The 24,941-nt window shown below is 66.5% G+C and carries 16 protein-coding genes; 5 read left to right on the top strand and 11 right to left on the bottom strand.

What is annotated here, in order from left to right:
* Nucleotides 1-45 precede the first annotated feature (45 nt).
* The 3 genes from EO156_RS24025 to glyQ all read right to left on the bottom strand — a co-directional run bounded on the left by EO156_RS24025 (nucleotide 46) and on the right by glyQ (nucleotide 3,485).
* The gene (locus EO156_RS24025; protein ID WP_016849824.1) at nucleotides 46-204 is read right to left on the bottom strand and encodes a hypothetical protein; all 159 of its coding nucleotides are present in this window, start codon (nucleotides 202-204) and stop codon (nucleotides 46-48) included.
* Entirely contained in the window at nucleotides 204-2,375 is a 2,172-nt protein-coding gene (gene glyS / locus EO156_RS15830; RefSeq protein WP_016849825.1) for a glycine--tRNA ligase subunit beta, read from the bottom strand. The genes EO156_RS24025 and glyS overlap by 1 nt, the downstream gene beginning before the upstream one ends.
* A gap of 201 nt (nucleotides 2,376-2,576) precedes the next feature.
* The gene (gene glyQ / locus EO156_RS15825; RefSeq protein WP_003484954.1) at nucleotides 2,577-3,485 is read right to left on the bottom strand and encodes a glycine--tRNA ligase subunit alpha; all 909 of its coding nucleotides are present in this window, start codon (nucleotides 3,483-3,485) and stop codon (nucleotides 2,577-2,579) included.
* Nucleotides 3,486-3,575: 90 nt separating this feature from the next.
* Between glyQ and EO156_RS15820 the strand changes: the two genes are divergently transcribed.
* On the top strand, nucleotides 3,576-5,390 hold the full coding sequence (locus tag EO156_RS15820) for a GspE/PulE family protein (protein ID WP_016849826.1): 1,815 nt from the start codon (nucleotides 3,576-3,578) through the stop codon (nucleotides 5,388-5,390).
* Nucleotides 5,391-5,776: 386 nt separating this feature from the next.
* Here the strand turns inward: EO156_RS15820 and xopAD are convergent, their stop codons facing one another.
* On the bottom strand, nucleotides 5,777-13,807 hold the full coding sequence (gene xopAD, locus EO156_RS15815; RefSeq protein ID WP_126936760.1) for a XopAD/skwp family type III secretion system effector: 8,031 nt from the start codon (nucleotides 13,805-13,807) through the stop codon (nucleotides 5,777-5,779).
* Nucleotides 13,808-14,274: 467 nt separating this feature from the next.
* Here xopAD and EO156_RS15805 point away from each other — a divergent pair, with 467 nt between their 5' ends.
* Complete coding sequence (locus EO156_RS15805; RefSeq protein WP_016850349.1) at nucleotides 14,275-15,027, top strand: glutamine amidotransferase; 753 nt, start codon at nucleotides 14,275-14,277, stop codon at nucleotides 15,025-15,027.
* 59 nt (nucleotides 15,028-15,086) lie between these two features.
* Complete coding sequence (locus tag EO156_RS15800) at nucleotides 15,087-15,986, top strand: BPSS1780 family membrane protein (protein WP_003484965.1); 900 nt, start codon at nucleotides 15,087-15,089, stop codon at nucleotides 15,984-15,986.
* Between the two features lie 229 nt (nucleotides 15,987-16,215).
* On the opposite strand, the gene tatC is transcribed toward EO156_RS15800, so the two are convergent.
* The 4 genes from tatC to EO156_RS15780 form a co-directional block, all read right to left on the bottom strand.
* Nucleotides 16,216-16,953, bottom strand: coding sequence for a twin-arginine translocase subunit TatC (gene tatC / locus EO156_RS15795; protein ID WP_005929678.1), 738 nt, complete (start codon nucleotides 16,951-16,953; stop codon nucleotides 16,216-16,218).
* Nucleotides 16,950-17,576 (bottom strand): Sec-independent protein translocase protein TatB, encoded by a 627-nt coding sequence (tatB, locus tag EO156_RS15790; protein ID WP_016850350.1) that lies wholly within the window; start codon nucleotides 17,574-17,576, stop codon nucleotides 16,950-16,952. Before tatB ends, tatC begins: the two co-directional genes overlap by 4 nt.
* 15 nt (nucleotides 17,577-17,591) lie before the next feature.
* The gene (tatA, locus tag EO156_RS15785; protein ID WP_003484969.1) at nucleotides 17,592-17,819 is read right to left on the bottom strand and encodes a Sec-independent protein translocase subunit TatA; all 228 of its coding nucleotides are present in this window, start codon (nucleotides 17,817-17,819) and stop codon (nucleotides 17,592-17,594) included.
* A 72-nt stretch (nucleotides 17,820-17,891) separates the two neighbouring features.
* Nucleotides 17,892-18,797, bottom strand: coding sequence for a YSC84-related protein (locus tag EO156_RS15780; protein ID WP_029829677.1), 906 nt, complete (start codon nucleotides 18,795-18,797; stop codon nucleotides 17,892-17,894).
* A 153-nt stretch (nucleotides 18,798-18,950) separates the two neighbouring features.
* Here EO156_RS15780 and hemH point away from each other — a divergent pair, with 153 nt between their 5' ends.
* Together hemH and EO156_RS15770 are read left to right on the top strand one after the other, a co-directional pair.
* Nucleotides 18,951-19,916 (top strand): ferrochelatase, encoded by a 966-nt coding sequence (gene hemH, locus EO156_RS15775; RefSeq protein ID WP_005917630.1) that lies wholly within the window; start codon nucleotides 18,951-18,953, stop codon nucleotides 19,914-19,916.
* Nucleotides 19,917-19,918: 2 nt separating this feature from the next.
* Nucleotides 19,919-20,779, top strand: coding sequence for an alpha/beta hydrolase (locus tag EO156_RS15770; RefSeq protein ID WP_026007045.1), 861 nt, complete (start codon nucleotides 19,919-19,921; stop codon nucleotides 20,777-20,779).
* A gap of 448 nt (nucleotides 20,780-21,227) precedes the next feature.
* On the opposite strand, the gene EO156_RS15760 is transcribed toward EO156_RS15770, so the two are convergent.
* The 3 genes from EO156_RS15760 to ttcA all read right to left on the bottom strand — a co-directional run bounded on the left by EO156_RS15760 (nucleotide 21,228) and on the right by ttcA (nucleotide 24,302).
* Nucleotides 21,228-22,013, bottom strand: coding sequence for a SprT family zinc-dependent metalloprotease (locus EO156_RS15760; RefSeq protein WP_016850240.1), 786 nt, complete (start codon nucleotides 22,011-22,013; stop codon nucleotides 21,228-21,230).
* A gap of 401 nt (nucleotides 22,014-22,414) precedes the next feature.
* Complete coding sequence (locus tag EO156_RS15750; protein WP_016850241.1) at nucleotides 22,415-23,320, bottom strand: recombination-associated protein RdgC; 906 nt, start codon at nucleotides 23,318-23,320, stop codon at nucleotides 22,415-22,417.
* A 64-nt stretch (nucleotides 23,321-23,384) separates the two neighbouring features.
* Complete coding sequence (gene ttcA, locus EO156_RS15745; RefSeq protein WP_016850242.1) at nucleotides 23,385-24,302, bottom strand: tRNA 2-thiocytidine(32) synthetase TtcA; 918 nt, start codon at nucleotides 24,300-24,302, stop codon at nucleotides 23,385-23,387.
* Nucleotides 24,303-24,941 lie beyond the last annotated feature (639 nt).

Raw genomic sequence — 24,941 nt, 5'->3', positions numbered from 1 at the left:
TACACCTACAGTAGTACCAGCATCCAGGGCCGCTGGTACGGCACCTCAGAGCTGTAGTCGGTCACTGCCAAATACTGGCGTTATGGCGTAGTTAATTGCAGCCTCCAGCAGCGCCTGCAATGCAGATGCTGCCTCGCCCAGATCGCGCCGCGCCAACGCGGTCTGGGCGGTCTGCCAGTGCAGCGCGCCCGCCGAGCTGGACATCAGCTGGACAGATGCTCGATGGCGGCAACGCTGCCGAGGCGGTCGCCGAGCTTCTTCAACAATGCGAGCCGGTTGGCGCGCAGCTGCGGGTCTTCAGCATTGACCATCACGCCGTCGAAGAACGCATCCACCTGTGGGCGCAGGCGCGCCAGGCGTGCGAGCACGGCAACGTAGTCGTGACGATGCAAGGCATCGCCTGTATCGCCGATGGCCGCTTCCACCGCTTCGGCCAGCGCTTCCTCGGCCGGCTCGCGCAGCAGGCTGGTATCGATATCGCCGGGGATCTCGCCTTCGACCTTGCGCAGGATATTGCGGATGCGCTTGTTGGCCGCAGCCAACGCCTCGGCTTCGGGCAGCGTGGCGAAGATGCCGATGGCATCGATGCGGCGGTCGAAGTCGTAGAGGGAAGCAGGTCGCAGCTCCAAGACGGCGTTGAAGTGGGTAGAAGGCGCTCCCTTGTCAGCGTAGTAGCCTCTCAACCGCTCAAGAATGAAGTCATAGACATCCGCGAGATCGGTTTGGTTGAACTCAGAGCTACCTTCTTGAGAAACAACGACCTTCGCTCCCTTCATTGCTGCAGACATCGCAGCATCTGTTTTACGGGCAGCATTAACGTCCGCGATATCTTCGTTTACGAGCGAATATGCGTCATGGATCAATTTCGTTAAATTCAAATCAAATCCCGACTCAATTACCGTCCGCGCCAACCCCAACGCATTGCGCCGCAGCGCAAACGGGTCTTTGTTACCGGTTGGCTTCAATCCAGCGGCAAATCCACCGGCCAAGGTGTCCAGGCGTTCGGCAATCGCCAGCACCTTGCCCAGCGGCGACAGCGCGATGTCGTCGCCGGCAAAACGCGGTTGGTAGGCCTCGTCGATGGCCAGCGCAATCTCGCTGGGTTCACCGGCGGCCTTGGCGTAATGGCGGCCGACAATACCCTGCAATTCCGGAAATTCGTTGACCATGCGCGATTGCAGGTCGTTCTTGGCCAACGCTGCAGCGCGGCGTGCCTGCAGCGGGTCGGCGCCCACCTGCGGGGCGATGACTTCTGCCAGCGCCGCCACGCGTGCGACCTTGTCGGCCACCGTGCCCAGCTTGGCCTGGTAGGTCACGCTGGCAAGCCCCGCGCCCATCGCCTCCAAGCCTTGCTTCAGGTCTTCATCGAAGAAGAACTTGGCGTCGGCAAAACGCGGACGGATGACCCGCTCGTAGCCTTTGGCGACTTCGGCCACGTCCTTAGATTGGATATTGGCGATGCCGACGAACTGCTCGGTCAAGGTGCCGCCGTCATCCAGCACCGGGAAGAATTTCTGGTTGATCTCCATGGTTTCGATCAATGCTTCCTGCGGCACCGCCAGGAAGTCGCGTTCGAAACTGCACAGCACCGCCGCGGGCCATTCGACCAGGTTGACCACCTGCTCCAGGTTGTCGTCGCTGATGCGTGCGCTGCCGCCGGCCTGCCGGGCCGCCGCCTGCACTTCGTCGACGATGCGGGCACGGCGCGCGTCCGGATCCACCAGCACATGCGCCGCACGCAGCGCATCGACATAGTCGCCGGGCGCCGCCAGCGACACCGCGCCTTCATGCATGAAGCGGTGCCCGCGCGTGATGCGGTCGCCGCGCACGCCCAGCAATTGGGCCGGAATCACCGTGGTGCCGAACAACAGCACCAACCATTGCACCGGCCGTGCGAAGGCGTATTCGTGCGCGCCCCAGCGCATCGGCTTGGGGATGGGCATCGCGGCGATGGCCTCGCGCAGGATCTCCGGCAACAAGTCGGCCGTGCGCGCGCCCGGCGTCACTGCGCGATGCACGAAACGCTCGCCCTTGGCGTCGCTGGTGCGTTCCAGCGCGGTCCAGTCGATGCCGGCCTTGGCGGCGAAACCGGCCAGCGCCTTGGTCGGCTGACCTTGCGCATCCAGCGCGATATTGAGATACGGCCCCAGCACTTCCGAGCGCTGCTCCGGCTGCTCGGTGGCCACGCCCGGCAGCAGCACCGCCAGGCGACGCGGGGTGGACAGCGGTTTGGCATCGCCACGGGCGACGGCAATGCCGCGCTTTTCCAGGCCGCTCAGCACGCCATCGAAGAGGGCCTGCGCCAGACCCGGCAGCGCCTTGACCGGCAGCTCTTCGGTGCCCAGTTCGATCAGCAGGGGAAGTTGTTCGCTCATGTCAGATGGACCTTGCTTGTTCCTTCTGCCGTCAACGGGCGAAGGTGACTGGAGGATGTGCTTCTCCCGCTGGCGGGAGAAGGTGGCGCGCAGCGCCGGATGAGGGTCGTGCCAGGTGGGATGGCGTACTGCCCCCATCCGCCCTTCGGGCACCTTCCCCCGCGAGCGAGGGAAGGGAACTGCATCAGCAAGTCGCCGGCATCAACGTTTGACGCCGGGAAAGCCGAGCTTCTCGCGCTGGGCGTAGTACGCCTGCGCCACGCCCTGGGCCAGCGCGCGCACGCGCAGGATGTAGCGCTGGCGTTCGGTGACGCTGATCGCGCGGCGCGCATCCAGCAGGTTGAAGGCGTGGCTGGCCTTGGTGACCTGCTCGTACGCCGGCAGCGGCAGGCCGACCTCGACCAGGTGCCTGGCTTCGGCTTCGCAGGCGTCGAAGCGATGGAACAGCTCGGCCACATTGGCGTGTTCGAAGTTGTAGGTGCTCTGCTCCACCTCGTTCTGGTGGTACACATCGCCGTACGTGACCGCAGCCCCGTCCGGGCCGTAGGTCCACACCAGTTCATAGACGTTGTCGCAGCTCTGCAGATACATGCACAGCCGTTCCAGACCGTAGGTGATCTCGCCCAGCACCGGTTTGCACTCCAGTCCGCCGGCCTGCTGGAAGTAGGTGAACTGGGTCACTTCCATGCCATTGAGCCAGACTTCCCAGCCCAGGCCCCAGGCGCCGAGCGTGGGCGATTCCCAGTTGTCTTCGACAAAACGCAGGTCGTGCACCAACGGGTCGATGCCCAGCGCCTGCAACGAGCCCAGATACAGGTCCTGGATGTTGTCCGGATTGGGCTTCATCGCCACCTGGTACTGGTAATAACGCTGCAGGCGATTGGGATTTTCGCCATAGCGGCCATCGGTGGGACGGCGCGAAGGCTGCACATAGGCCGCATTCCACGGCTCGGGCCCCAGCGCGCGCAGGAAGGTGGCCGGATGGAACGTGCCCGCGCCCACTTCCAGGTCCAGCGGCTGGATCAGCACGCAGCCCTGTTCGGCCCAGTACTGGTTGAGGGTCTGGATCAGGCCCTGGAAAGTGATTGGAACGCGCCGGGAATCGGACATGCAGCAAAGGCCGTACGGAAGGGGTGCGCTAGTATACCGGCCGACCCGCGGCGCTTTGCCGCGCAGCACCGCTGCTGGGGAAGAACACGCATGGAACAGCGGCGCACCGCCGATCCGGATAACGCTGTGGCATTGCTGCCGCGCGGGCGGCTGATGTTCGACCCGGTGGCCGCGGCCCTGCTGGCCGACGGCATGGTGGTACCGCACGAACACGAGCGCGTGCAGTTCTCCGCCAGCGGCGCGCGCACCGCCAGCGATGTGCATCCGCTGGTGCTGCTGGCCAATCTGAAGTTGCACGCCGCGCAGCCGCCGGCCGGCGAGCTGGGCCTGGAACGGCTCACCGAATGGCTGGCCACCCGCACCGGGCTGCGCTATCTGCGCATCGATCCCACCCGCATCGATGTGGCCGCGGTCACCGGCGTGGTCTCGCATGCGTATGCGCGCAGGCACCGCATCCTGCCGCTGGCGCTGGATGCCGAGCGCGTGCTGATCGCCACCAGCGAGCCGTTGGCGCTGGACTGGCTGGCCGACGTGCAACACCTGAGCCGGCGCCGCATCGAGCTGGCGCTGATCAACCCGCTGGACCTGCATCGCTACACGATGGAGTTCTTCGGCGTCACCCAGTCGGTGCGCGGCGCGCGCAGCGATGCGCGCAGCACCGAACCCAACGCCGGCCTGCCCAGTTTCGAGCAGCTGGTGGAACTGGGCCGCGCCGGCGACGTCAATGCCGACGACCACCACATCGTGCATATCGTCGACTGGCTGCTGCAGTACGCCTACGAACAGCGGGCGAGCGACATCCATCTGGAGCCGCGTCGCGAGGCCGGGCGCATGCGCTTCCGCATCGATGGCGTGCTGCACAAGGTGCTGGAAGTGCCGCCCTCGGTGATGACCGCCGTGGTCAGCCGCATCAAGGTGCTCGGGCGCATGGATCTGGCCGAACGCCGCCGCCCGCAGGATGGCCGCATCAAGACCCGCTCGCCGGGTGGGCGCGAGGTGGAAATGCGGCTGTCCACGATGCCCACCGCCTTCGGCGAGAAGTGCGTGATGCGCATCTTCGACCCGGATTCGGCGTTCAAGAGTATCGAGCAGCTGGGTTTCAGCCCCGAAGAAGCCACCGGCTGGGGCGCGCTGGTCGAGCGCCCGCACGGCATCGTGCTGGTTACCGGCCCCACCGGCTCGGGCAAGACCACCACGCTGTATTCCACGCTCAAACGCCTGGCCACGCCGGATGTGAACGTGTGCAGCGTGGAAGACCCGATCGAGATGATCGCGCCGGAATTCAACCAGATGCAGGTGCAGCAGAACATCGACCTGGATTTCGCCAGCGGCGTGCGCACGCTGCTGCGCCAGGACCCGGACATCATCATGATCGGCGAGATCCGCGACCTGGAAACCGCGCAGATGGCGGTGCAGGCCTCGCTCACCGGGCATCTGGTGCTGTCCACGCTGCACACCAACGATGCCGCCTCGGCAATCACCCGCCTGCTCGACCTGGGCGTGCCGCATTACCTGGTGGCCTCCACCCTCAACGGCGTGCTGGCGCAGCGGCTGGTGCGCACGCTGTGCGTGCATTGCAAGCGCCCGCACACGCTCAACGACGCCGACTGGGCGGCCATCCGCGAGCCAGGCGAGGCGCTGCCGGAACCGCTCAACGTGCACGCCCCGGTCGGTTGCCTGGAATGCCGCCGCACCGGTTACCTGGGCCGGGTGGGCCTGTACGAACTGCTGCCGGTCACCCCGCGCCTGCGTACCCTCATCCGCCCCGACACCGAACTTGCCAGCTTCAGCCAGGCTGCCCGCGGCGAAGGCCTGCGCACGCTGCGCCGCACCGGCCTGGAGAAGGTCGCCGCCGGGCTGACCACCATCGAAGAAGTGCTGTCGGTGCTGCCGCCGCGGGAGTAGACGCGTCCTACGTCCTGGCGACCACGCCGCTTGCGCGTGCGTGATCGGTCGACGCCGCGAGGCGTCGATGGCCGGCAGGGGTCGGTTAAAAACGTCTGTGCTGACAACAGGACCGATCCCTGCCGGTTGCTCGTGTTCGCTCAGGCGCACGGTTGCGTGGCATGCACGCAGCAAGACCTCCAGTTAGCACGCCATTCTCCAACACGTCGCGGTCGATCGCCATGACGACGATCGACGCGTTCGCCCGCGCCTGCGAGCCGCACGCGCGTGATTCCCGCACCAGTGCAACTCGGCGCGCATGCCTTCAGGGTGGAGCTGTCGTCCGGCTCACAGTTCAACCGTCCTGATCGCCGCAGTTTGCCAACGTCTTGAGCCGTTGATGGAGCTCATTCGCGATCCCCCAGACGCTCGATGTCGGCGGGCTCGCTCACCCTGGCGGTCATCTCGTGCATCGCCTGTCTGTGCCCTGCGATTTCCTGCGTCAGTTTTGCCTGCCTGACCGGATCGGGCCGAGGTTTTTGCCGCGCCTTGTCCAGGCGTGTCTGCGCCAACTGCATCCGCTTGTACGACAGATGCGTTTGCGCCTTGGCGTTGAAGCTCTCGGCCGTGTGGAACTGCACTTCGAACACGTAGCCCTCGGCATCGGTGAAGCTGGCATTGATGCCCCGGTAGGTGCCGTCTCCCGAGGTAAAGTAATTCTGCAGCTTCACGCACGTCATCCCTTGCCGACGCAGTGCGTCCTGGGCCGCCTGCACCTTCGCCACGAAGCCCTCGGACGGTAACTCAAGCGCATAGCGCAGCGCATCGCCCACGCTCTGGGTGGCCTGTTCTGCGGTCATGCCGGCGCGCAGATGGCGCCGGATCTTGTCCTTGATCGAGACGACCGATTTCTGGAACGGGGCCTGTTGCACCTGCTCGATCCGGCCCTGCCTGGCGTCGTAGCGCACGTTGCCCCAGAGCCGTGCGCCCAAGCCGTCGGCCAGCGTGTTGAGCACCGGCGTCAGCGACGCTTGCTTGCCTGCGGCGACGTTGAACACGCGGTGTGCCTGCGATGCGTCCGCATTGACGGGGGTCTGTTCGGAGCCGGGCGTCGGCGTCGCGCTTGCCAGCGCCGGCACGGTCTCTTCCTGCCAGTCGTCGATCTCCTCGCACCCCGGCGGCGAGGCCACACGCTTGAAGGCCTCCAGCGCAGGCGCCTGTAGCTCGCGCTGCTCGGCCCGCGACGCACCGCCAAGCGCCAGCGCATGGGCGTGCTTGTACAGATCGTGGAAGTGCTCCTTCAGCGCGAAGGTCTCCGGCGTGTGGAACTGGATCTCCCACAGCGCACCGGCAGGGCTGCGCAGCGTGACATTGATGGCCTTGAAGACTGGCGGGTACACGGTGAATTGATTGGTCAGCTTGACCCGTGCATGGCCCTGATCGTCCAGTGCGGACAGCACCGCGCGCAGGCCGGCGGTGAAGTCCTGCGGTTCCAGCACCACGCTGTAGCGCAGCGCGTCGTTGACGCCGGCTGCCGCCTCTTCCAGCGTCTGCTTTTTCAGGGCCATCCGCTGCGTGAGCTTTTGCTTCAAGGAGCTAAGCGACTTCAGTTGATGCTGCGTGCCGGTCAGTTGCCCACCATGACGCGCGGCGATGCCCCGCAGCATGTCGGTGACCTGCGGCTCCATCTGGCGAGCACGCCCCAGCAAGGCCTGTGCCTGAACCGCAATGTCCTGCGGCTGCACGGCGCGCAGCCGCTCGGCCGGCGGCTGCGGCCGGTCGATCCAGCCGGCCTGCTGAAGCGCCTCAAGCGCGTCTTCCATGACCCCAGCGGCCATCGACGGCATGCGCTGCAGCAGCAGCTTGGTCTGTTCCGGATCGAAGCGCCCGTCCTGCATGGCCCGGGCGGTGGCCCTGCTGTAGGGCACGTTGCGGACCCGCTCGGCGAAGCTCCGCTCGGACCGTTCGCAGCCCTCCACGATCTTGGCGAACAGTGCCGTGCCGGTGTCGGACTTCAGCGCATCGGTGCCGACCTTGATCGCGATGGTGAATAGGTTGCGCATGGTCAGTTCCGGCTCGCCGGGGACGAGCCCGGGTTGCCCGTCCGGGAACTGCGCATGCGACAGCCGGCACACCGGGTAGTTGTCCAGGATGGCGTGGATGCGCGCCTCCACGCCAGCGGCGGACTCGTAGGCCTTGGCCAAACCGGGAAACGCCTCAGCCAGGGCCTCGGGCAACGCCGGCGCGGCGCTGTCGGCGGACGGGCCCGCCGCAAGCGCAAGCAGCTGTGCGTGCAGCAACTCGGCAGCTTCACGCGCCTCGGGCAGGTGGGCGCGTTCGATCGCCTCGCGCGCCTGCACGCGCAGCGCGGCCAACACCTGGGGATCGCGGACCTGCTCGTCGAGCAGCTCGCGCAAACCGTTGCGCAACCCGCGCTCGATGCCATCGTAGGTGCCGAACATCATGTCGCGCGCCATCGCTTCGCGCAGTTCGTTCGGCTGCCCCAGGAAGCGCGCCGCCAGCGTGGCGGCCGCAGAAGTGATGCGCTGACCGCGCTTGAGGGACATGATCTCGGCCAGCCGCCCGGGCTGGTAGTGGCCGCTGACCGGGTCGATGGCCGGCGTGGCCGTCTTCGGCGGCTTGAAGGACTGTTGCCGGCCGCGCCGGGCCTGGCGGTCCATCATCACCCGCGAAATCAGCGCGGCCAGCTTGGGGTAGCCTGCGTAGATGAAGGCGTCGTCGCCGTCGGTGTCCATGTTGCGTTTGCGCAACTCGTCGATCGGCAGTGCGCCCAGGCGCCCAGGCTCCACGATGTCCTTGAGCCGCAGGCTGCCGGTGCTGAGGATGTCGCGTGGCAAGGCGCCACGGTCGCGGCCGTTTGTCCAGCACGACAGCGTCTTCAGATCTTCCTTGGAGCAGGCCAGGTCGGTGTCGCTGAACGCGGCCGGCCACTGCTGCTCGGGCACCACCACCAGCATGCCCTTGCTGTGCAGCATCTGCGGATCGACGCCGGAGCCATCATCGAAACCGGTGTAGCTGTACTGGATGCCGAAGCACTGGGAGAGGAACGCGGCGGTGGCGTCGCCCTGGGCCACGGTGGCGATGCGCTGCTCCGGTACCGGCAGCAGATTTTCCTTGTCGTAGGGCGGCTTGCCGAGCAGCAACGGGCCGCCCGCGACGTCGAAGGCCTGGCTGCGCTGCTGCGGCAGATGCACCTTGTCGTCGGCCGACGGCACCGCCCGCACCCGCTGGCCCTGGTAGCCACCGCCGATGAGCGGCCTGTACATCCACAGCGGGTCATCGCCTGTCGGCTGCAGCGTCTTGAGCTGCTCCTGCATCGCCGCGTGCGCCTCTTCCAGCGCCGCCGCATCGCGCGGGTAATGATGCAGCGCCTGCGCCGGCATCAGCGAAGGCCCCTTGTCCTTGGCCACCAACTCGCGCTGCTCCTCGGTGGCCTGGTTCGCCTGCACGGCGTGCCAGGCCTCGTAATGCTTGCGGAAGGCGGGGATGGACAAGGCCACCTCCAGTTTCACAAAGCCGCAGCCATCGTTGGGGCACAGCGCCAGGGCAGTGCCATCCACGGCCAACGGCTTGAACGGATGCGCAGGGCCCTCGACGTCATCGAACACCCCCAGGCGCAGCGTGCCTTCCACGACATGGTCGCTGGGCACCATCTCCAGCAGCGAGCGCTGCATGCGCGACCAGTCCTCGCGTTGCGGAGCGAGCTTGCCCGCCAGGTGCATCAGGCTGCTACCCGGAGCGGTGTCGGCATAGCGGAACGCCGGCAACAGCGACGCCGACTCCTTCCTGTGAGACATCGCCAGACTGCTGCTACCGGATTTGCTGCGCGCCGCGCGACTGCCGCCGAACATGTCGAAGCGCCAGGGCTCGCCGTTGTAGTTGAACGTCCGCGCCAGCATGAAGGTCGATAGCTCGCCAGGCAGTTGCACTTCCACCAGCGGCAGGCCGGTCAGGCGGGCAAACAGCGAGTACGGCTTGTCCGATTCGGCACGGTTGGTCGACAGCTCCTTGCCCACCAGATCGACCACCACATGGGTCGTGCTGCCGCGGCCGGGCGCCGGCGCCACCGGCCGGCCGGGAACCGAGGACATGCTCAAGCGCCCACTGTGCAGGTCAAAGCGGGTCGGTGGATGGGCCTGGATAATCGTCGGCGCGTCCTTGGCCATGCGCAGGTCCAGGGCGTCGAACACCTGGTCGCCGGCCTCGATCTGCGCGATCAGGTTCCAGCTCATCTCGCCCAGGTCCGCCTCGATCGCCTCGCGCGTGCGCGCCAGCGTCTGGTCCACCCACTTCACCAGTTCGTCGCGGCGCTGGCGCAGTTGCTTGCGCGGGCCGTCAAGATGGCGCGCCTTCCATTGCCGGCTCACCACCGCGTAGGCCTTGAGCACCTGGTAGAAGGTCAGCGCCGGGCAGCGCGTGGCATGCTGTTCGATGCCGGCCGACGCGCGCGCGCCGTCGCCGCCCAGGTACAGGTCGATCTTGCGCGCGACGATGGGCTGCAACGTATCGAACACGCGCAATGCCTGGACCCGATGGCGGGGGGACAATTCCGGACTGCGGATCAGCGGCAACAGTCCCATGCACAGGCTGCCGATCCCCTCAAGGCTGGTCTGGCGTAATCCGTCGTCCCCGATCAGGGCCGACACCCGCTCCAGCGCCGGCCGTCCCAGCGGACGCATCTGGCGCTGCAGCCGCGCCGATGCCAGGGCCTTGAAGAGCACCCCGATCTCGTCGGCCAACGCGGACGCAAACCGCTCGCGGTGCACATCCAGGTGCCCGGCCATCGCCTGCAGCTTGGGGACCACAAGGGCCCGGAACTGCCCATCGTCCTCATCGTCCAGGTGCCACAGGCGCGACATGGCGGTGGCCAGCATGGCGATCCCCCGCATCTGGAACTGCCGCCAGGGCAGCTCGGCCGAGCCTGCGCGCTCGGCCAGCAGCACGCATGCCGACCGGCACACCGGCCTGGCGAGACATCTGCTCAGCGCGTCGAGCGCCATGGCCACGTCTTGCCCTCCAAAGAGGTGTCGTAGCTTGTGGTTCTCAGCCAGCCTCGCAGCCAACAGGTCGATGGCCGCCTCGCAGGCCGGCGCGTTGGGCCATTTGCTCAGGGCGTTCAGCGCAACGGCCACGCCTTGCGCATTGAGGTCGTCGCGCAAACTGCTCTCGGCGGCCAGCCGTGCGGCTAGCGCGCTGGCGGCGGCTGCACATACCGTGTCGTCCGGCCATTTGCACAAGGCGTTGAGCGCATTGCACACGTGTATGGGCTTGAGGTCGTTGCGCAATCTGGACTCGTCGGCCAGCCGTGCGGCCAGCGTGCCAACGGCGGCCGCACAGGCCGTGTTGTCCGGCCATTTGCACAGCGCGTTGAGCGCTTGGGCCACGTGGACAGGTTCGAGAGCCTTGCACAACTGGGGATCGTCTGCCACCCGTGCTGCCAGCGCACTGGCGGCGGCCTCATAGACCCCTGTGTGAGGCCACTTGCTCACGGCGTTGAGCGCGGTGGCCACGCCCTGCGGGTCGAGGTCCTTGCGCAACTCGGGCTCGTCGGCCAGACGACTGGCCAGCGCACTGACGACAGCTGCACAGATCTCATTGTCGGGCCATTTGCTCAGGGCGTTGAGCGCAGTGGACACTTGCTGAGCGTCCAAGCCCTTGCGCAACCTGCGATCGTCGGCCACCCGTGCGGCCAGTGCGCTGGCAGCGGCCGCACAGACCGGTGTGCCGGGCCATTTGCACAGCGCGTTGAGCGCTTGGGGCACGTGGACAGGTTCGAGGGCCTTGCACAACGCGGGATCGTCGGCCAGACGCTCCGCCAGCGCGCTGGCGGCGGCCGCACAGTCCGTATTGTCGGGCCACTTGCTCAGGGCATTGAGCGCTTGGGTCGCGTGGCTGGGGTCCAGGTCCTTGCGCAACCCGGGATCGGCGGCCAGCCGCTCGGCCAGCGCACTGGCGGCGACCGCACAGGCCGTGTTGTCTGGCCATTTGCTCAGCGCATTGAGCGCACTGCCCACTTCTTGCGGCCTGAGGTCCTTGCGCAATTTACCCTCGACGGCCAGCCGCGCGACCAGCGCGTTGGCGGCATTCTTACAGTCCCGGGTGTCGGGCCATTTGCACAACGCGTTGAGCGCGATGGCCACGCCTTGCGCATTGAGGTCGTCGTGCAATCTGCTCTCGGCGGCCAACCGTGCGGCCAGCGCGTTGGCGGCATTCTTACAGTCCGGCGTGTCGGGCCATTTGCTCAGGGCGTTGAGCGTATTGGCCACGCCTTGCGCAATGAGGCCGTTGCGCAATCTGCTCTCGGCGGCCAGCCGCCCGGCCAGCGCAATGACAGCGGTCGCACACGACGCGTTGTCGGGCCATTTGCTCAGCGCATTGAGCGCTTGGGCCACGTCGATGTGTTCCAGGTCCTTGCGCAACCCGGGATCGGCGGCCAGCCGCCCGGCCAGCGCACTGACAGCGGTCGCACACAACGTGTTGTCGGGCCATTTGCTCAGGGCATTGAGCGCATTGCCCACGTGTTTGGGCTTGAGGTCGTTGCGCAATCTGCTCTCGGCGGCCAACCGTGCGGCCAGCGCGCTGGCGGCGGCCGCACAGGCCGTGTTGTCGAGCCATTTGCTCAGGGCGTTGAGCGTATTGGCCACGCCTTGCGCTTCAAGGCCGTCGCGCAATCTGCTCTCGGCGGCCAGCCGTGCGGCCAGCGCGTTGGCGGCATTCTTACAGTCCGGGGTGTCGGGCCATTTGCTCAGGGCGTTGAGCGTATTGGCCACTTCTCGCGGGAGAAGGTCGTGACGCATCCTACTCTCGTCCGCCAGCCGATCGGCCAGCGCGCTGGCGACTTTCGCACAGACCTCTGTGTGGGGCCATTTGCTCAGGGCATTGAGTACATTGGCCACGCCTTGTCCGTCCAGGGACTTGCGCAATTTGCTCTCATCGGCCAGCCGCTCGGCCAGCGCACTGACAGCGGCCGCACAGTCCGTGTTGTCGGACCATTTGCTCAGGGCATTGAGCACACTGCCCACTTCTTGCAGCTTGAGGTCCTTGCGCAGTCCAGGATCGTCGGTCAGCCGCTCGGCCAGCGCGCTGGCAGCCTCCCCACAGACCGCGTCGTCGGGCCATTTGCTTAGCGCATTGAGCGTGTTCGCCACGTTCTGCGCATCCATCGCATGACGCAGGCGCTTGTCGCTGGCGACACGCGCGGCGAGCCGGTGCGCCGTGGCCTGGCAATCCGGATTGTCGAACCGCTTGCTGAAGGTATTGAGTGCCAAGCTAATGTCCAACGCGGTCAAAGACTGCCAGGCACGGTCATCACGTGCCAGGTGACGCGCCAAACGCGCCACCGCCCGTTCACACCGGCCGCTGTCGATATTCTTTGCCAAGGCGTTCAGGAGAAGCACCGACAGGTAGCCACTCAGCCCAACCAGATCATCGGCCTGATCGAGCTGTCCGGCGATCCACGCGATTGCCTCCATGCATGCGGGCTGGTTCGGGTGCTTGCTCAGCTTGTTGCCCACGTGCGCCAGCTGCGCCAGCGATGCCCCTTCGAACCATCCGGTCCCGGAGAGATACTGCGCCGCGAGCTCGGTGCAACGATCCAGATCGCGGGGCGTCACGCCTGCCCTGGCGCGCCGTGCAGTGGCAATCAGCTGAAGGTACTTGTCCAGCCGCTGCGCGTTGACTTGCGCGTTGACGCTCTCTTCCAGGAATGGCAACGCCATCCCCTCACGCATGCGATGCGCCAGCTCGTTGTCATATGCCATCGACACGCACAGGCCCGCATTGTGGTTGCGAGCGATTCCGTGGGGCTCGCTCAACTGTCGCTGCTGTTGCTGTCGCTGTGCCTGTAGCCGTTTTTTTTCCGCACTGTCCAGCTGATGTTCGGCCCTGCGCAGGTCGTCGGTCGTCAGCTCCATGCCATGGAATGGCCGCTTTGACTGCCGAGAGGGCGCCTGCTCTTCACGTGGTCGCTTTCTGGCGGACCATTCGGACGGTTGTTCGCGCGGTCGAAGAGATGCGCTTGCCTCCACACCATGCTGCTGCGACGATCGTTGTGGCCGATGATGCGCTGACGACGCGCCGACGTCAGCGGTGACCCTGTCCGGATACCGCTCGGTTCTGATGCGCTCGTTTTTGACGGCAGCCGGCTGCCACGGCCGAACGCGCCTGTCCCATGCGCCTTCGCTGGCATCGATTTCGTCTTTCTTCAAGGCGTTTGCCGTAAAGGGCTGCCTGTCGCGCGTCGAGGCCCCTGGGTCATCCGACTCCATCCTCTGCCGTTTTCTAGGCGGCCGTCCAAGCGGTTGCTGCGTGCCGCTGCTGCTGGCTGCTGCCTGATCCTCCGCTAGCCCGGGCTTGTCCTCATGAACGTAAGGCGAGTTTGTGCGGAACGCATTTGGATGGGTAGCATGGGTTTTCATGTGCGAAATTTAGCCAATCCGCGCGCGAGCGACTTCGTCAACACGAAGCGCCGACGACGTGTGCGACGCCGCTGCGCGTTGGGCCCATGGCCCTAATACATTGCATGAATTGAACGCGTGGGATGCAGCACGCCGGCACGACGACATGCTCCGCAGCCTCCAAGCACAGTGTTCGGATGGTTATGCACGATTCGATGTTTTTCCACAGCAACCCCGCCGAACCTTGCCTCGACCTGACCACCGCGACGGCGCAAAGGCACTGTCATTGCAGCCGTGCGTTTGTCTGCCGATATCCAGGACATGCACCAGTCGGCAACCACCGCTACCATCATCCGCATCTCGCTGCGAGGGCATCAGGACATGTCATTCGGCAATGACCCGCAGCGCGCGTCTTGGAGTGGCGCTTGAAAAAAACGCGTCGCTGCCGCCTACAATCGGGGGCATCTGTTGTGTCCGGATCTTCGCGCATGTCCGTTTTGCCGTTCCTGATCATCGAAACCGGGCAGCCCGTGCCGGAGATGAAGCGATACGGCCGTTTTCCGCACTGGATCCGCGTGGCGGCCGGGCTGGCCGAGCAGGAAACGGTGGCCATCGACGTCGCCAATGGCGACGCGCTGCCCGACCCGGCCGACTTTGCCGGCATCATCGTCAGCGGTTCGGCGGCCTTCGTCACCGACCGCGCCGACTGGAGCGAACGCAGTGCCGAATGGCTGCGCCATGCCGCCCATCAAGGCATGCCGCTGCTGGGCATCTGCTACGGGCACCAGTTGCTGGCGCACGCGCTAGGCGGCGAGGTCGACTACAACCCGGCCGGGCGCGAATCCGGCACCATCGCGCTGGAGCTGCACCCGCCGGCCGAGCAGGATCCTTTATTCGCAGGGCTTCCGCCGCAGTTCCCGGCCCATGCCACCCATCTGCAGACGGTCGTGCGTGCCCCGGACGGCGCCGTCGTGCTGGCGCACTCCCGGCAGGACCGCTGCCATGCCTTCCGTTGGGGCCGGGCCACCTGGGGCGTCCAGTTCCACCCCGAATTCGCCACCCACCACATGCGCGGCTATGTGCAGGCGCGTGCCGACTGCATCGCCCGCCACGGACGTTGCGCCCGCACGGTCGCCCGCGAGGTCACCGCCGCCCCCATCGCCCGCAAGCTGTTGCGCCGCTTCGTGCATCACGCACGCCGGCTGCAGACAATGAGCGCTCGTCCCGCCGCGCACACCTAAAAGCAGCGATAATCGCCTGACGCCGGATGGTCCGGCGCGCGTATCGATCCGGAATGGGAATGAGCGAAATTCGTAAGGTGCCGGCATCTGCCGGCGCAGAGTGGCTGTTGACCGGTTTCTCGCTGTTGAAGCGGGCGCCGCTGGCGCTTGGCTCGCTGGGGGTGATCTGGAGCGTGGCCGCCTCGTTGGTGGTGTCGCTATCTGTCCTGGTGCCGCTGTTGGGCCCGGCTCTGCAATTCCTGCTGGTGCTGGCCGGCCCGTTGTTCATGGGCGGCCTGCTGTGGGCCATCCGCGAAGTGGACGAAGGCCGCATCGCCAAACCGTCGCATTTGCTGCATGGCCTGCAGGACGGTCGCGCGCCGCATCTGCTGGTGTCGCTGCTGCCGCAGCTGATTGCCGGCCTGCTGCTGGGCGTGCTGCTGCTGGCGATGATCGGCGCCAGCGGGCTGCAGCAGTTGTCCGAGGTGATGGTCAAGATCAACCAGATCAGCCAGTCCGGCGCGCAGCCGGATCCGGTGCAGATCGAGCAACTGGCCGCCAGCCTGCCAGCCGGGCGCATCCTGCTGTGGCTGCTGCTGACCATCGCCACCTTCGCCGCGATGACGCTGGCGCTGTTCGTGATGCCGCCGCAGGTCATGTTCGACCGCAGCACCGGCGGTCACGCGCTGCGCGAAAGCCTGCGCGCCAGCCTGCACAACCTGCCGGCGATGCTGGTGTTCTTCGTGCTGGCCTTCATCGCCATCTTCGCCATCTATTTCGCGGTGATGATCGTGGCGCTGATCGTCGGCCTGATCGCCGGCCAGACCGTGGCGATGTGGCTGGCCCAGCTGCTGCTGATGGCGGTGCTCATGCCGGTGTTCGCCGGCTCGGTGTATGCGGCATGGAAGCAGATGTTCACCCACGACGGCACCGTCGCCCAGCCAGCCCCGCCATCGCGGCCGGATGTGTTTGTTGCTTGAGGTCGCGCAGCCGTAGGAACGCACCTGGGCGCGACCGGGGCTTCTCGACGTAGGCTTCGTCGCGCCCGGGTGCGCTCCTACATGGACGATGGCATCCGGGGCGATACCGCGCAGCGACCTGGCGTGCCCGAAGACGACCGAACCGCCCACCTGCATGCGACGGCGCCGCTTCGATGCCCTGATCGGCCAGTTCGATCACTGCGGCGCGCGCCTCGGTGCAGCGACGGCACTAAGCGGGCTTCGGTGCCACAGCACGCGAGGCCATGATGCCCAGCTCGTAGAGCAGGCACATGGGGATGGCCAGCATCAGCTGCGATACGACGTCTGGCGGGGTCAGCACGGCGGCCAGGATGAAGATGCCGACGATGGCGTAGCCCCGGCCTTCGCTGAGCTGCTTGGGGCTGACCCAGCCCAGCAGCACCAGGATCACCAAGGCCACCGGCAGTTCGAAACTCGCGCCGAAGGCGAAGAAAATGGCCAGCACGAAATCCAGGTACGAATTGGCGTCCGGGGTAATGGCGATCACGTCCGGCTTGAACGTGGTCAGGAAGTGGAACACCGCCGGCAACACCAGGAAATAGGCGAACGCGCAGCCGATATAGAACAGCGCCACCGCCGACGCCAGCAGCGGGAATGCCAGCTTCTTTTCGCGCTGGTACAGCCCCGGCGCCACGAACGCCCAGGCCTGATACAGCAGCCACGGCACGCTGAAGAACACCGCTACGAAGAAGGTCAGCTTGAGCGGGGCGAAAAATGCTCCGGCCGGGTTCATCGCGATCATCGTCTGCCCCAGCGGCAGTTGCGAGATCAGCGGTGCGGCCAGCCATGAATAGATCGCCCGCGAAAACGGCAGTAGGGCCAGCAACACCACACCCAGCCCGATCAGCCCGCGGACCAGGCGGGCGCGTAATTCGACCAGATGCTCGATCAGACTGCTTTCGGCCTGTGCGTCGTCGAACAGGCTCACGGCTGTTTCTCCTGGATCTTGGCTGGCGCGCTCGGCATCGACGCAGCCGGTGTGCCCGCATCGACTGGCACGACGGCGACCGGCTCAGGCGCGCTGGCCAGATGCGCGGCGTGCGGCGCCGGCACTATCGCGTCGTGGGGAGCCGGAACCAGGGTTTGATGCGGCGCTGGCGCAATGGGTTGAGCTTGCGCAATGACCGGCGCGGTGTGTGCAGCTCCAGCCGCATCGGTTGCGCCTGCTGCCGTATCGACATCGGGGAGGGCAGACCAATCCGCATGCGCCAGTTCCAGCGGCGTTGCCACCGGCGTGGCGCTGGCGCGGATGTCGATATCGCGGCTGACGTCGTCGTGCAGCGCGCGGGCACCCTGCTCGACTTGCTGTTGCTTGTTGCGCAGCTGGTCTTCGGCCTCGCGCAGCGAGGCTTGCACGTCCTGCAGGCTGCGCTTGAGCTCTTCGGCCTCAAGTTCGCGTTCGAGTTCCTGCTTGACCGAGTCCCACTGCATGCGCGCACGGCGCACCCACAATCCGGCAAATCGGGCCGCCTTGGGCAAACGCTCGGGGCCGAGCACCACCAGGGCGACGACCGCAATGAGCGTCAGTTCGCCAACACCTATGTCAAACACCGACGCCGCTCCGGATCAGCGCGCGTCGCGGTCGCGTTCGGCCTGCGCCTCACGCGCCTGCTCGGCAGTGCGGGAGTCGTCGCCGAGCTTGCCGGCCGGCTTGTCGTCGTCGTGCATGCCTTTCTTGAATTCCTTGACCGCGCTGCCGAGATCCTTGGCACCGCTGGTGAGCCGCTTGGTACCGAACACCAGCAACACGATCACCAGCACGATCAGCCAGTGCCAAATGCTGAAACCGCCCATGATCTGCTCGCTTGCTGAAAAGAAGGAAGACGCAGGATACCCCAGCGCACCGCGCAGGGGGATGACAGTGCGTTAGCGGTTGCCGTCTAGGGATTCGGTGCGGATTTCGCCCTCCGATACCGGCTGGAAACCTTGCTGGGCCGGCGGCATGGCGCTGGGCTGCATCGGCACGGTGCTGGCTTCGTTGGCCGGAGGCACAGTGGCCGGTTGCTGTGCCTGCGCCGGCGGCGGGGTTTGCGGACGCGGTGCCGGCGGCGCGTCATCGGCGGCGGCATCGGTGCCGCGATTGGCGCGCGCGGTGTAGGTGGCCTCTTCCAGCCGGTCGCGGAAGGCGATCACATCGGTGGACGGGCGTTCGCTGGTGCGGCCTTCGAAAATCATGCGCGGGGTCGCGCCACCGCCATAGGCATTGAGGTCGGCGGCATCGTCGATCTGCAGGACCGCACCGTCCAGCGCAACCCCGGCGAACAGGCCACGGGCACGCGACCATGACCAGATTTCGGCCTTGAGCTGACCATCGGTAGCCGCAGCGGCGTTGCGCCCGACCGGGCCTGCGGCCACGCCGGCATCGGCGCCAAGGGTGAACTTGCCGTTGACGATGTTGTCCAGGCTGCGGTCGTTGCGGAACACCAGCACCACGTCGGACGACTGCACGCCGGCCTGGAAGCCGATGCTGCCGCCGGTCAGCTTGACGAACACCGGTTGCGACCAGCTGCCATCGGCATTCTTCATCGACATCAGTCCATGGCCGCGACGGCCGCCGATCACCAGGCCGGCCTTCAGCGTGTCGGGAATGACCACGATGGCGCGCGCCTCGTCGAGCAGTTTGTCCGGAATGGCCTGCTCGGGGATCTTCATGATCTCGGTCAGCACACGCACCGCATTTCGTGCGCGCTGGTCTTCTTCCGGGCCGGCGACGGCATGGCCGGCGGCCAACGTCAGCGACAACAACAGGGCCAGGCGCGACAAACGAGGCATGACAAGCTCCAAGGAAGAATCCGTTAAAGATAGCAATGCCGCGACGGTAGTGCCGGCGCAATGAATCGGTGGTGAGCGCAACCGGCATGGAAGAGACGGCCGATCGCAGCGATCGTTGCGCTGTTGTCGGCAGCGGTGCCCGGCTCTGCCAGAATGGTGCGCATGAACACGACACCCGATACCGCCCTGCTGGTCGTCAACCTGGGCACCCCCGAATCGCCGACCGCCCCGGCCGTGCGCCGCTACCTGGCCGAGTTCCTGAGCGACCGCCGCGTGGTCGCGATTCCGCCGTTGTTCTGGAAGCCGCTGCTGTACGGGGTGATCCTGCCGATCCGCGGGCCGAAATCGGCCGAAAAATACGCCAAGGTGTGGTTGCCGGAGGGCTCGCCGCTGGCGGTCTACACGCGCCGCCTAGCCGGCGGCCTGCAAGCGGTCATGCCCGACTGGCATGTGGAATGGGCCATGCGCTACGGCGAGCCGGCGTTGCGCAAGACGCTGGACCGGCTGCGCGCACGCGGCATCAAGCGCATCGTGGTGCTGCCGCTGTATCCGCAGTACTCGACCACCACTACCGCCTCGATCCAGGACGTGGTGGATGCATGGCGCACCAGCGCGCCGGAGATTGCGGTGGAGGTGATCCAGGACTACTGCGAGGACACCGGCTGGGTGGCCGCGATCGCCGAGTCGATCCGCGCGCACTGGCAGGTGCATGGGCGCAGCGAAAAGTTGATGTTCTCCTTCCACGGCCTGCCGCAGCGCGTGGCCAATGCCGGCGACCCGTATCCGCAGCAGTGCGAACGCAGCGCGCAGGCGATTGTGGCAGCGCTGGGGCTGGGCGCGGACGAGTGGCAGATGGGCTACCAGTCGCGCTTCGGCGCCGAGCGCTGGCTGCAGCCGTACGCCGAACCCACGCTGTGGAAACTGGCTGAAGGCGGCGTGCGCAGTTTCGACCTGGTCTGCCCCGGCTTTGCCACCGACTGTCTGGAAACGCTGGAAGAAGTAGCGCTGGGCTTTTCCGAAACGCTGGCCGAACGTGGCGCCACCCTCAGCTACATCCCCTGCCTCAACGCCAGCGATGCGCATGCGCACGCGCTGGCCGCCGTGGCGCGCCGCGCGTGAAGTTGGAGCCGTTTGCATGCGACCTGGCCATCGGCCGGGTCACCGGATTGCGCAACCAAGATCGCGGCCCGCGCCGGGTGCTGGCCTTGCATGGCTGGCTGGATAACGCGGCCAGCTTCGTGCCACTGAGCGCGCATCTGCACGCGCAGGAGCTGGACCTGGTGCTGCTGGATCTGCCCGGCCACGGCCACAGCGCCTGGCTGCCGACAGGCGCCGAATACACGCTCAGCAGCGCGATCGCCCTGTTGTTGCAGGTCGCCGATGCCCTGGGCTGGGAGCGCTTCACCCTGCTCGGCCACTCGATGGGCGGCGGCATTGCCAGCCTGCTGGCCGCCGCCGCGCCCGAGCGCGTGGAGGCCTTGATCGCCATCGAGGCGCTGGGCGCGCTGGCCGAGCCCGTGGAAAACACCGCCACACGCCTGCGCGATGCAGTCGCGTCGGCACGCACGCTAGCGCAGCGGCCGCTGCGGGTGTTTGCGTCGATGGAAATGCCGGTACGCGCGCGCATGATGGCCAACCAACTCACCGAACCGGCTGCACGGCTGCTGGTCGAACGCGGCGTACGCGTGGTGGAAGGTGGCTACAGCTGGTGCAGCGATCCGCGCCTGACCCTGCCCACCGCCATCCGCATGACCGAAGCGCAGATCGACGTGCTGCTGGCCTCCATCGCCTGCCCCGCCCAGACGATCTTCGCCACGCCCGCACAGCCGTATTTCCCGGACGCATTGCGCGACCACCGCGTGGCGATGATGCGCGATGCGCGCCTGCAGCTGCTGCCCGGCACCCACCACGTGCATATGGAAGCACCGGAAGCGGTCGCGGCGGTGATCAACGCCTTTTTGGATGGTTTGCGTCACGCGTGATGCGCAGATGCGAATCGCGCAGGTGAACTAGATCCACGGCAGATGCCGCCCGTGTCGTGGGCGTACTTGAATCCTTCGATCGGTGGCATGCGCCGTGGACCTTCATCCAGGCGGTGCGCGCCGCCGACCACCTGGATGCAGGCGATCGGGTCCTGTTGGACCAGGCGTGGGCAGCGGCGTGTTGCGCCGACCACTGGATGCGGGCGCGCACCCTGGACGCGGGCGCTGCGGCTGCAGAACACGCCCTGTCAAAACGCGTTGCCTGGCTGTCGCCGCTGGCCTGCCGGCAACTTGCCCGGGCTGCCTCCTACGCGTGGCGCTAGCGGCCTCTTCGCTGCAGCTCTGACCACTCGCTGGTGCTGGCCGCACCGATCGCCTGTTGCTGTTGCCGCACCCGTACCACTGCCGCGAACGGGGCCTCACCGCAGCCTTGCGCGCTACGCCTGCGTCACTGCGCGTGCAGCAACCGACGCAGCTGCGCCTTGAGCTGGCGGCCGTGTTCGTGGAAGTAACTGCGCTCCTCGCGCCAGCTGGGAAAACGCTGCTCCACTTCGGCCCAGAACGCGGGCGAGTGGTTGGCCTGCACCAGGTGGCAGAGCTCGTGCACCAGCACGTATTCGAACGCGGACGGGCGGCCGAGTACCAGCGCCAGGTCCAGCGCCATCGAGCCATCCGGTGCCAGCGAGCCCCACTGCGAGGACATCATCTTCAGCCGCACCCGCGCCGGGGCGCGCGGCAGGCCGGGCAGATAAGTGGGCAACCAACGGCCGACATCGGCGCGCGCCTGCGCTTCGTAGAATTCCTTCAGCGTGCGGCGCAGGCCTGCATCGCCCAGGCGGGTCGGCACGTGGAACTGCGCCCCGTCGTCGGTGATATCGATGCGTGCATAGCGCCCTTCGTGCCAGCTCAACGGCAGCAACGCACCGCGCAACGGCAGCTGCCCGGGCACGCCACGCTCAAGTGCAGGAAACGCATCGACCTGCTGATACCGCGACAGCTGTGTGGTCAGCCAGTCCAGATGCGCATGCAGAAACCGTTCGCCGGAAATCAGGCTCGCGCGCAGCGGCAAGGTCAGCCGTGCGCCGCGCTCGTCTACGCTCAGTTTGATGCGTCGCGCGCGCGGGTCGCGCACGCGCAGTACCGCGATGTCGCGGCCGTCCAGCTGCACGCGCACGCAGTCGCGTTCGACAACCTGCGAGGGCGATGCAATCAGGCGGCGGACGGGCTTGAACATGCGCACAGGATACCGCCGCGATGTGTCAGGCGGTGAGACGCGTTGATTGCCGCACTCGATGACTGCCAGACCGTGATCGGTGTCGTCTCTGGAAGCGATTGGACAACCGATGGATCGGTTGTAGAGCAGCTGATCTGCGGCGTGCTGTCGGGCTCTTCTCCGCCACCGTCGCAGTACACATCGCACGTCTGTCCTTCACGAAAGCAACGCAAGCACGCGCTGGTGCGGTGTGCTCACCGCCTGCGGGACCGTGTGGCGGCATGGATGCCGCCGCCGAGCCTCCACGGCTGGATTCACGGCGTGTCCCGCAAGCGGTGAGGGCGCCGCGTCCTCGACGCACCGGGAGCGTTCGATTCACGCCTCGAATCGCGCCTCAACGCCGCCACCGTTCGACCTTCCGGTTACTCGGCCTTGCTCAACTTCAATGCGGTTTCCAGCAACAGGAACAAGCGGCGGATCTCGGCGCTCATCAACGCAAAGCGTGCGTCGAGTTCGGCGCGTGCGCCGTCGTCTTCGCTGTGTTCGAGCTGATCCAGGGCGCCGTCGAGGAACTTGAGCTTGCGGATGACCAGATCGTCGCCGAGCACGAACGAGAGATTGTCGTCCAGCACCAGCGCCAGCTTGGTGACCTGCTTGCCGGCCTCCAGGTGCTTGTCGATCTCGTCGCCGCGCAATTCCTGGTGCTGGCACTTGACCACCGCGCCGCCTTCGATCGGGTCCTTCATCTCGCACTCTTCGCCCAGGCTGAGGCCTTCGGGCAAGGGTTCGCCGGCGATCCAGCCGGTGAGGATGGCGCGCGGGGCCACTTCGGCATTGAGCGGCAGCGCGGGAAAGCTGCCCAGCGCGCCGCGGATCTCGCTCATCACGTTCTCGCCGCTCTTGCGGCTGGAGCTGTTGACCGCGATGTAGCCGTGCTGCAGGTCCAGGATGGCGTCGGTGCGCGAGCTCTTGACGAAGGCGCGCGGCAGCAGCTCATGGATCAGGTCGTCCTTGAGGCGCTTGCGTGCCTTGCCGCCGGGGCGGCGGCCTTCCTTTTCCTCGATCTCGGCCACCTTGCGCTCGAGCAAGTCGTTGACCACCGCGCCGGGCAGTATCTTGTCCTCGCCGCCGACGGTGAGCCACAGAAAATCTTCCAGACGGTGCGAGAGCACTTCCTGCTCGTCGCGGCCGAACGGGGAGATGAAGCCGCGCGAACTCATTTCCAGCGGGCCGACCGGCTTGAGCTGCACGGGCGGCAGCAAGGTGTCGATCTGCGAAAAATCCAGGGTGGCGGGAAAACGGAACAGGGTGAGATTGCGAAAGAACATGCGTTGGACCGAATAAAGAAAGATGTGGAGGGTGGAAAGACTGCCGGCGTCCGGATCGGCCGCGTCAGTCGCTGTCGTGTGTGGCGTGGCCGGCGGACAGCCACGCGCGGGGATCGGGATCAAGACCGCTCGGCGCATCGCCGCTGCGGCCCAGCGCCAGGAAATCGAACAACGTGCGGTCGGCCAATTGCTCCGGGCGAACATCGCCCAAGGCGCGTGCAATCTGTTCCACGCGCCCGGGGGACTCGCGGTCCCATTGCTGCAGCAGCTTGCCGACCTGCTGGCGCTGCAGGTTTTCCTGGCTGCCGCACAAATTGCACGGAATGATCGGAAACTGCCGCGCCTGCGCGTACGCCGCGATGTCGGCCTCGCGCACGTAGGCCAGCGGGCGGATCACCACATGCGCGCCGTCGTCGCTGCGCAGCTTGGGCGCCATCGCCGCCAGCCGCGCGTGGTGAAACAGGTTCATGAAGAAGGTGGCCACGATGTCGTCGCGATGGTGGCCGAGCGCGATCTTGGTCACGCCATGCGTCTGGGCATAGGCATACAGCGCGCCGCGCCGCAGCCGCGAACACAGCGAACACATCGTCTTGCCGGCCGGAATCACCCGGCTGACCACCGAATAGGTGTCCTGCTCGACGATATCGAACGGCACACCCAGCCCGCGTAGGTAGGCCGGCAGCACATGGGCGGGAAAGTCGGGCTGTTTCTGGTCCAGATTGACCGCCACCAGGCTGAACGGCACCGGCGCCTTGCGCTGCAACCGCAGCAGCATGTCCAGCAAGGTGTAGCTGTCCTTGCCGCCGGACAGGCAGACCATGATCTTGTCGCCGGGCGCGATCATGCCGAAGTCGGCGATCGCCTGGCCTACCTGGCGCTGCAGGCGCTTGCCCAGGCGCAGCTGTTCGCGCTGCAACCGCTGACGCGGGTCGCGCGGCGCGGGGTCGGCCAGGGGTTGCGGCAGCGGCAGGACAGCGGTCATAAGCCGGCCATTGTAGCTGCCGTGGCCGGTGCGATGAGGGGCGTGCGGTGTGACGGCGCGGCCCCTCGCCCATCCGCCCTTCGGACACCTTCCCCGTGAACGGGAGAAGGGAACAAGCCCCCGTTGCGGGAAGCGCGCGCCCTGCTCCACGCAGTTCCCTCTCCGCACGCGGGAGGGGGTGCCCGAAGGGCGGGAGAGGGCAGCACGCCAGGCGCATCACCGGCATCCCCCCATCCGGCGACCACAGACCAGTTCGTATCTCGCAGCGCAGCAAGCCTTTCCGCGCCGGGCTGGGTAAAGTCGCAAGGACAGTGTTCCCCCGGATAGGCATGGCATCTCCAGCTTCGCTCCATGGCGTGGCTTTTTTCGGCCGCAATTGTGGTAGCGCTAACATTTTCCGTCGCGCGCGTGCGGTACTGCGCGCAAGCATGCCGCCTGTGCTGGTTGCGCGCGCGCCGCAGTGCGTGGCTGCAGGCGCTCGGTGGCGACGCCTTCCACTGTTCCCCTCCCCTTAACGCAGGAGCTTCACCCCATGAGCAACACCGTGTACATCGGCGCGAAAGAATATTTCCCCGGCATCGGCAAGATCGGTTTCGAAGGCCGCGATTCGGACAACCCGCTCGCGTTCAAGGTCTACGA

The organism is Xanthomonas sp. DAR33341 (genome assembly GCF_003992815.1).
Taxonomy (GTDB): domain Bacteria; phylum Pseudomonadota; class Gammaproteobacteria; order Xanthomonadales; family Xanthomonadaceae; genus Xanthomonas; species Xanthomonas cissicola.
Note: the sequence above shows the minus strand (reverse complement) of the source record. Positions and strands in the feature narration are given on the sequence as shown.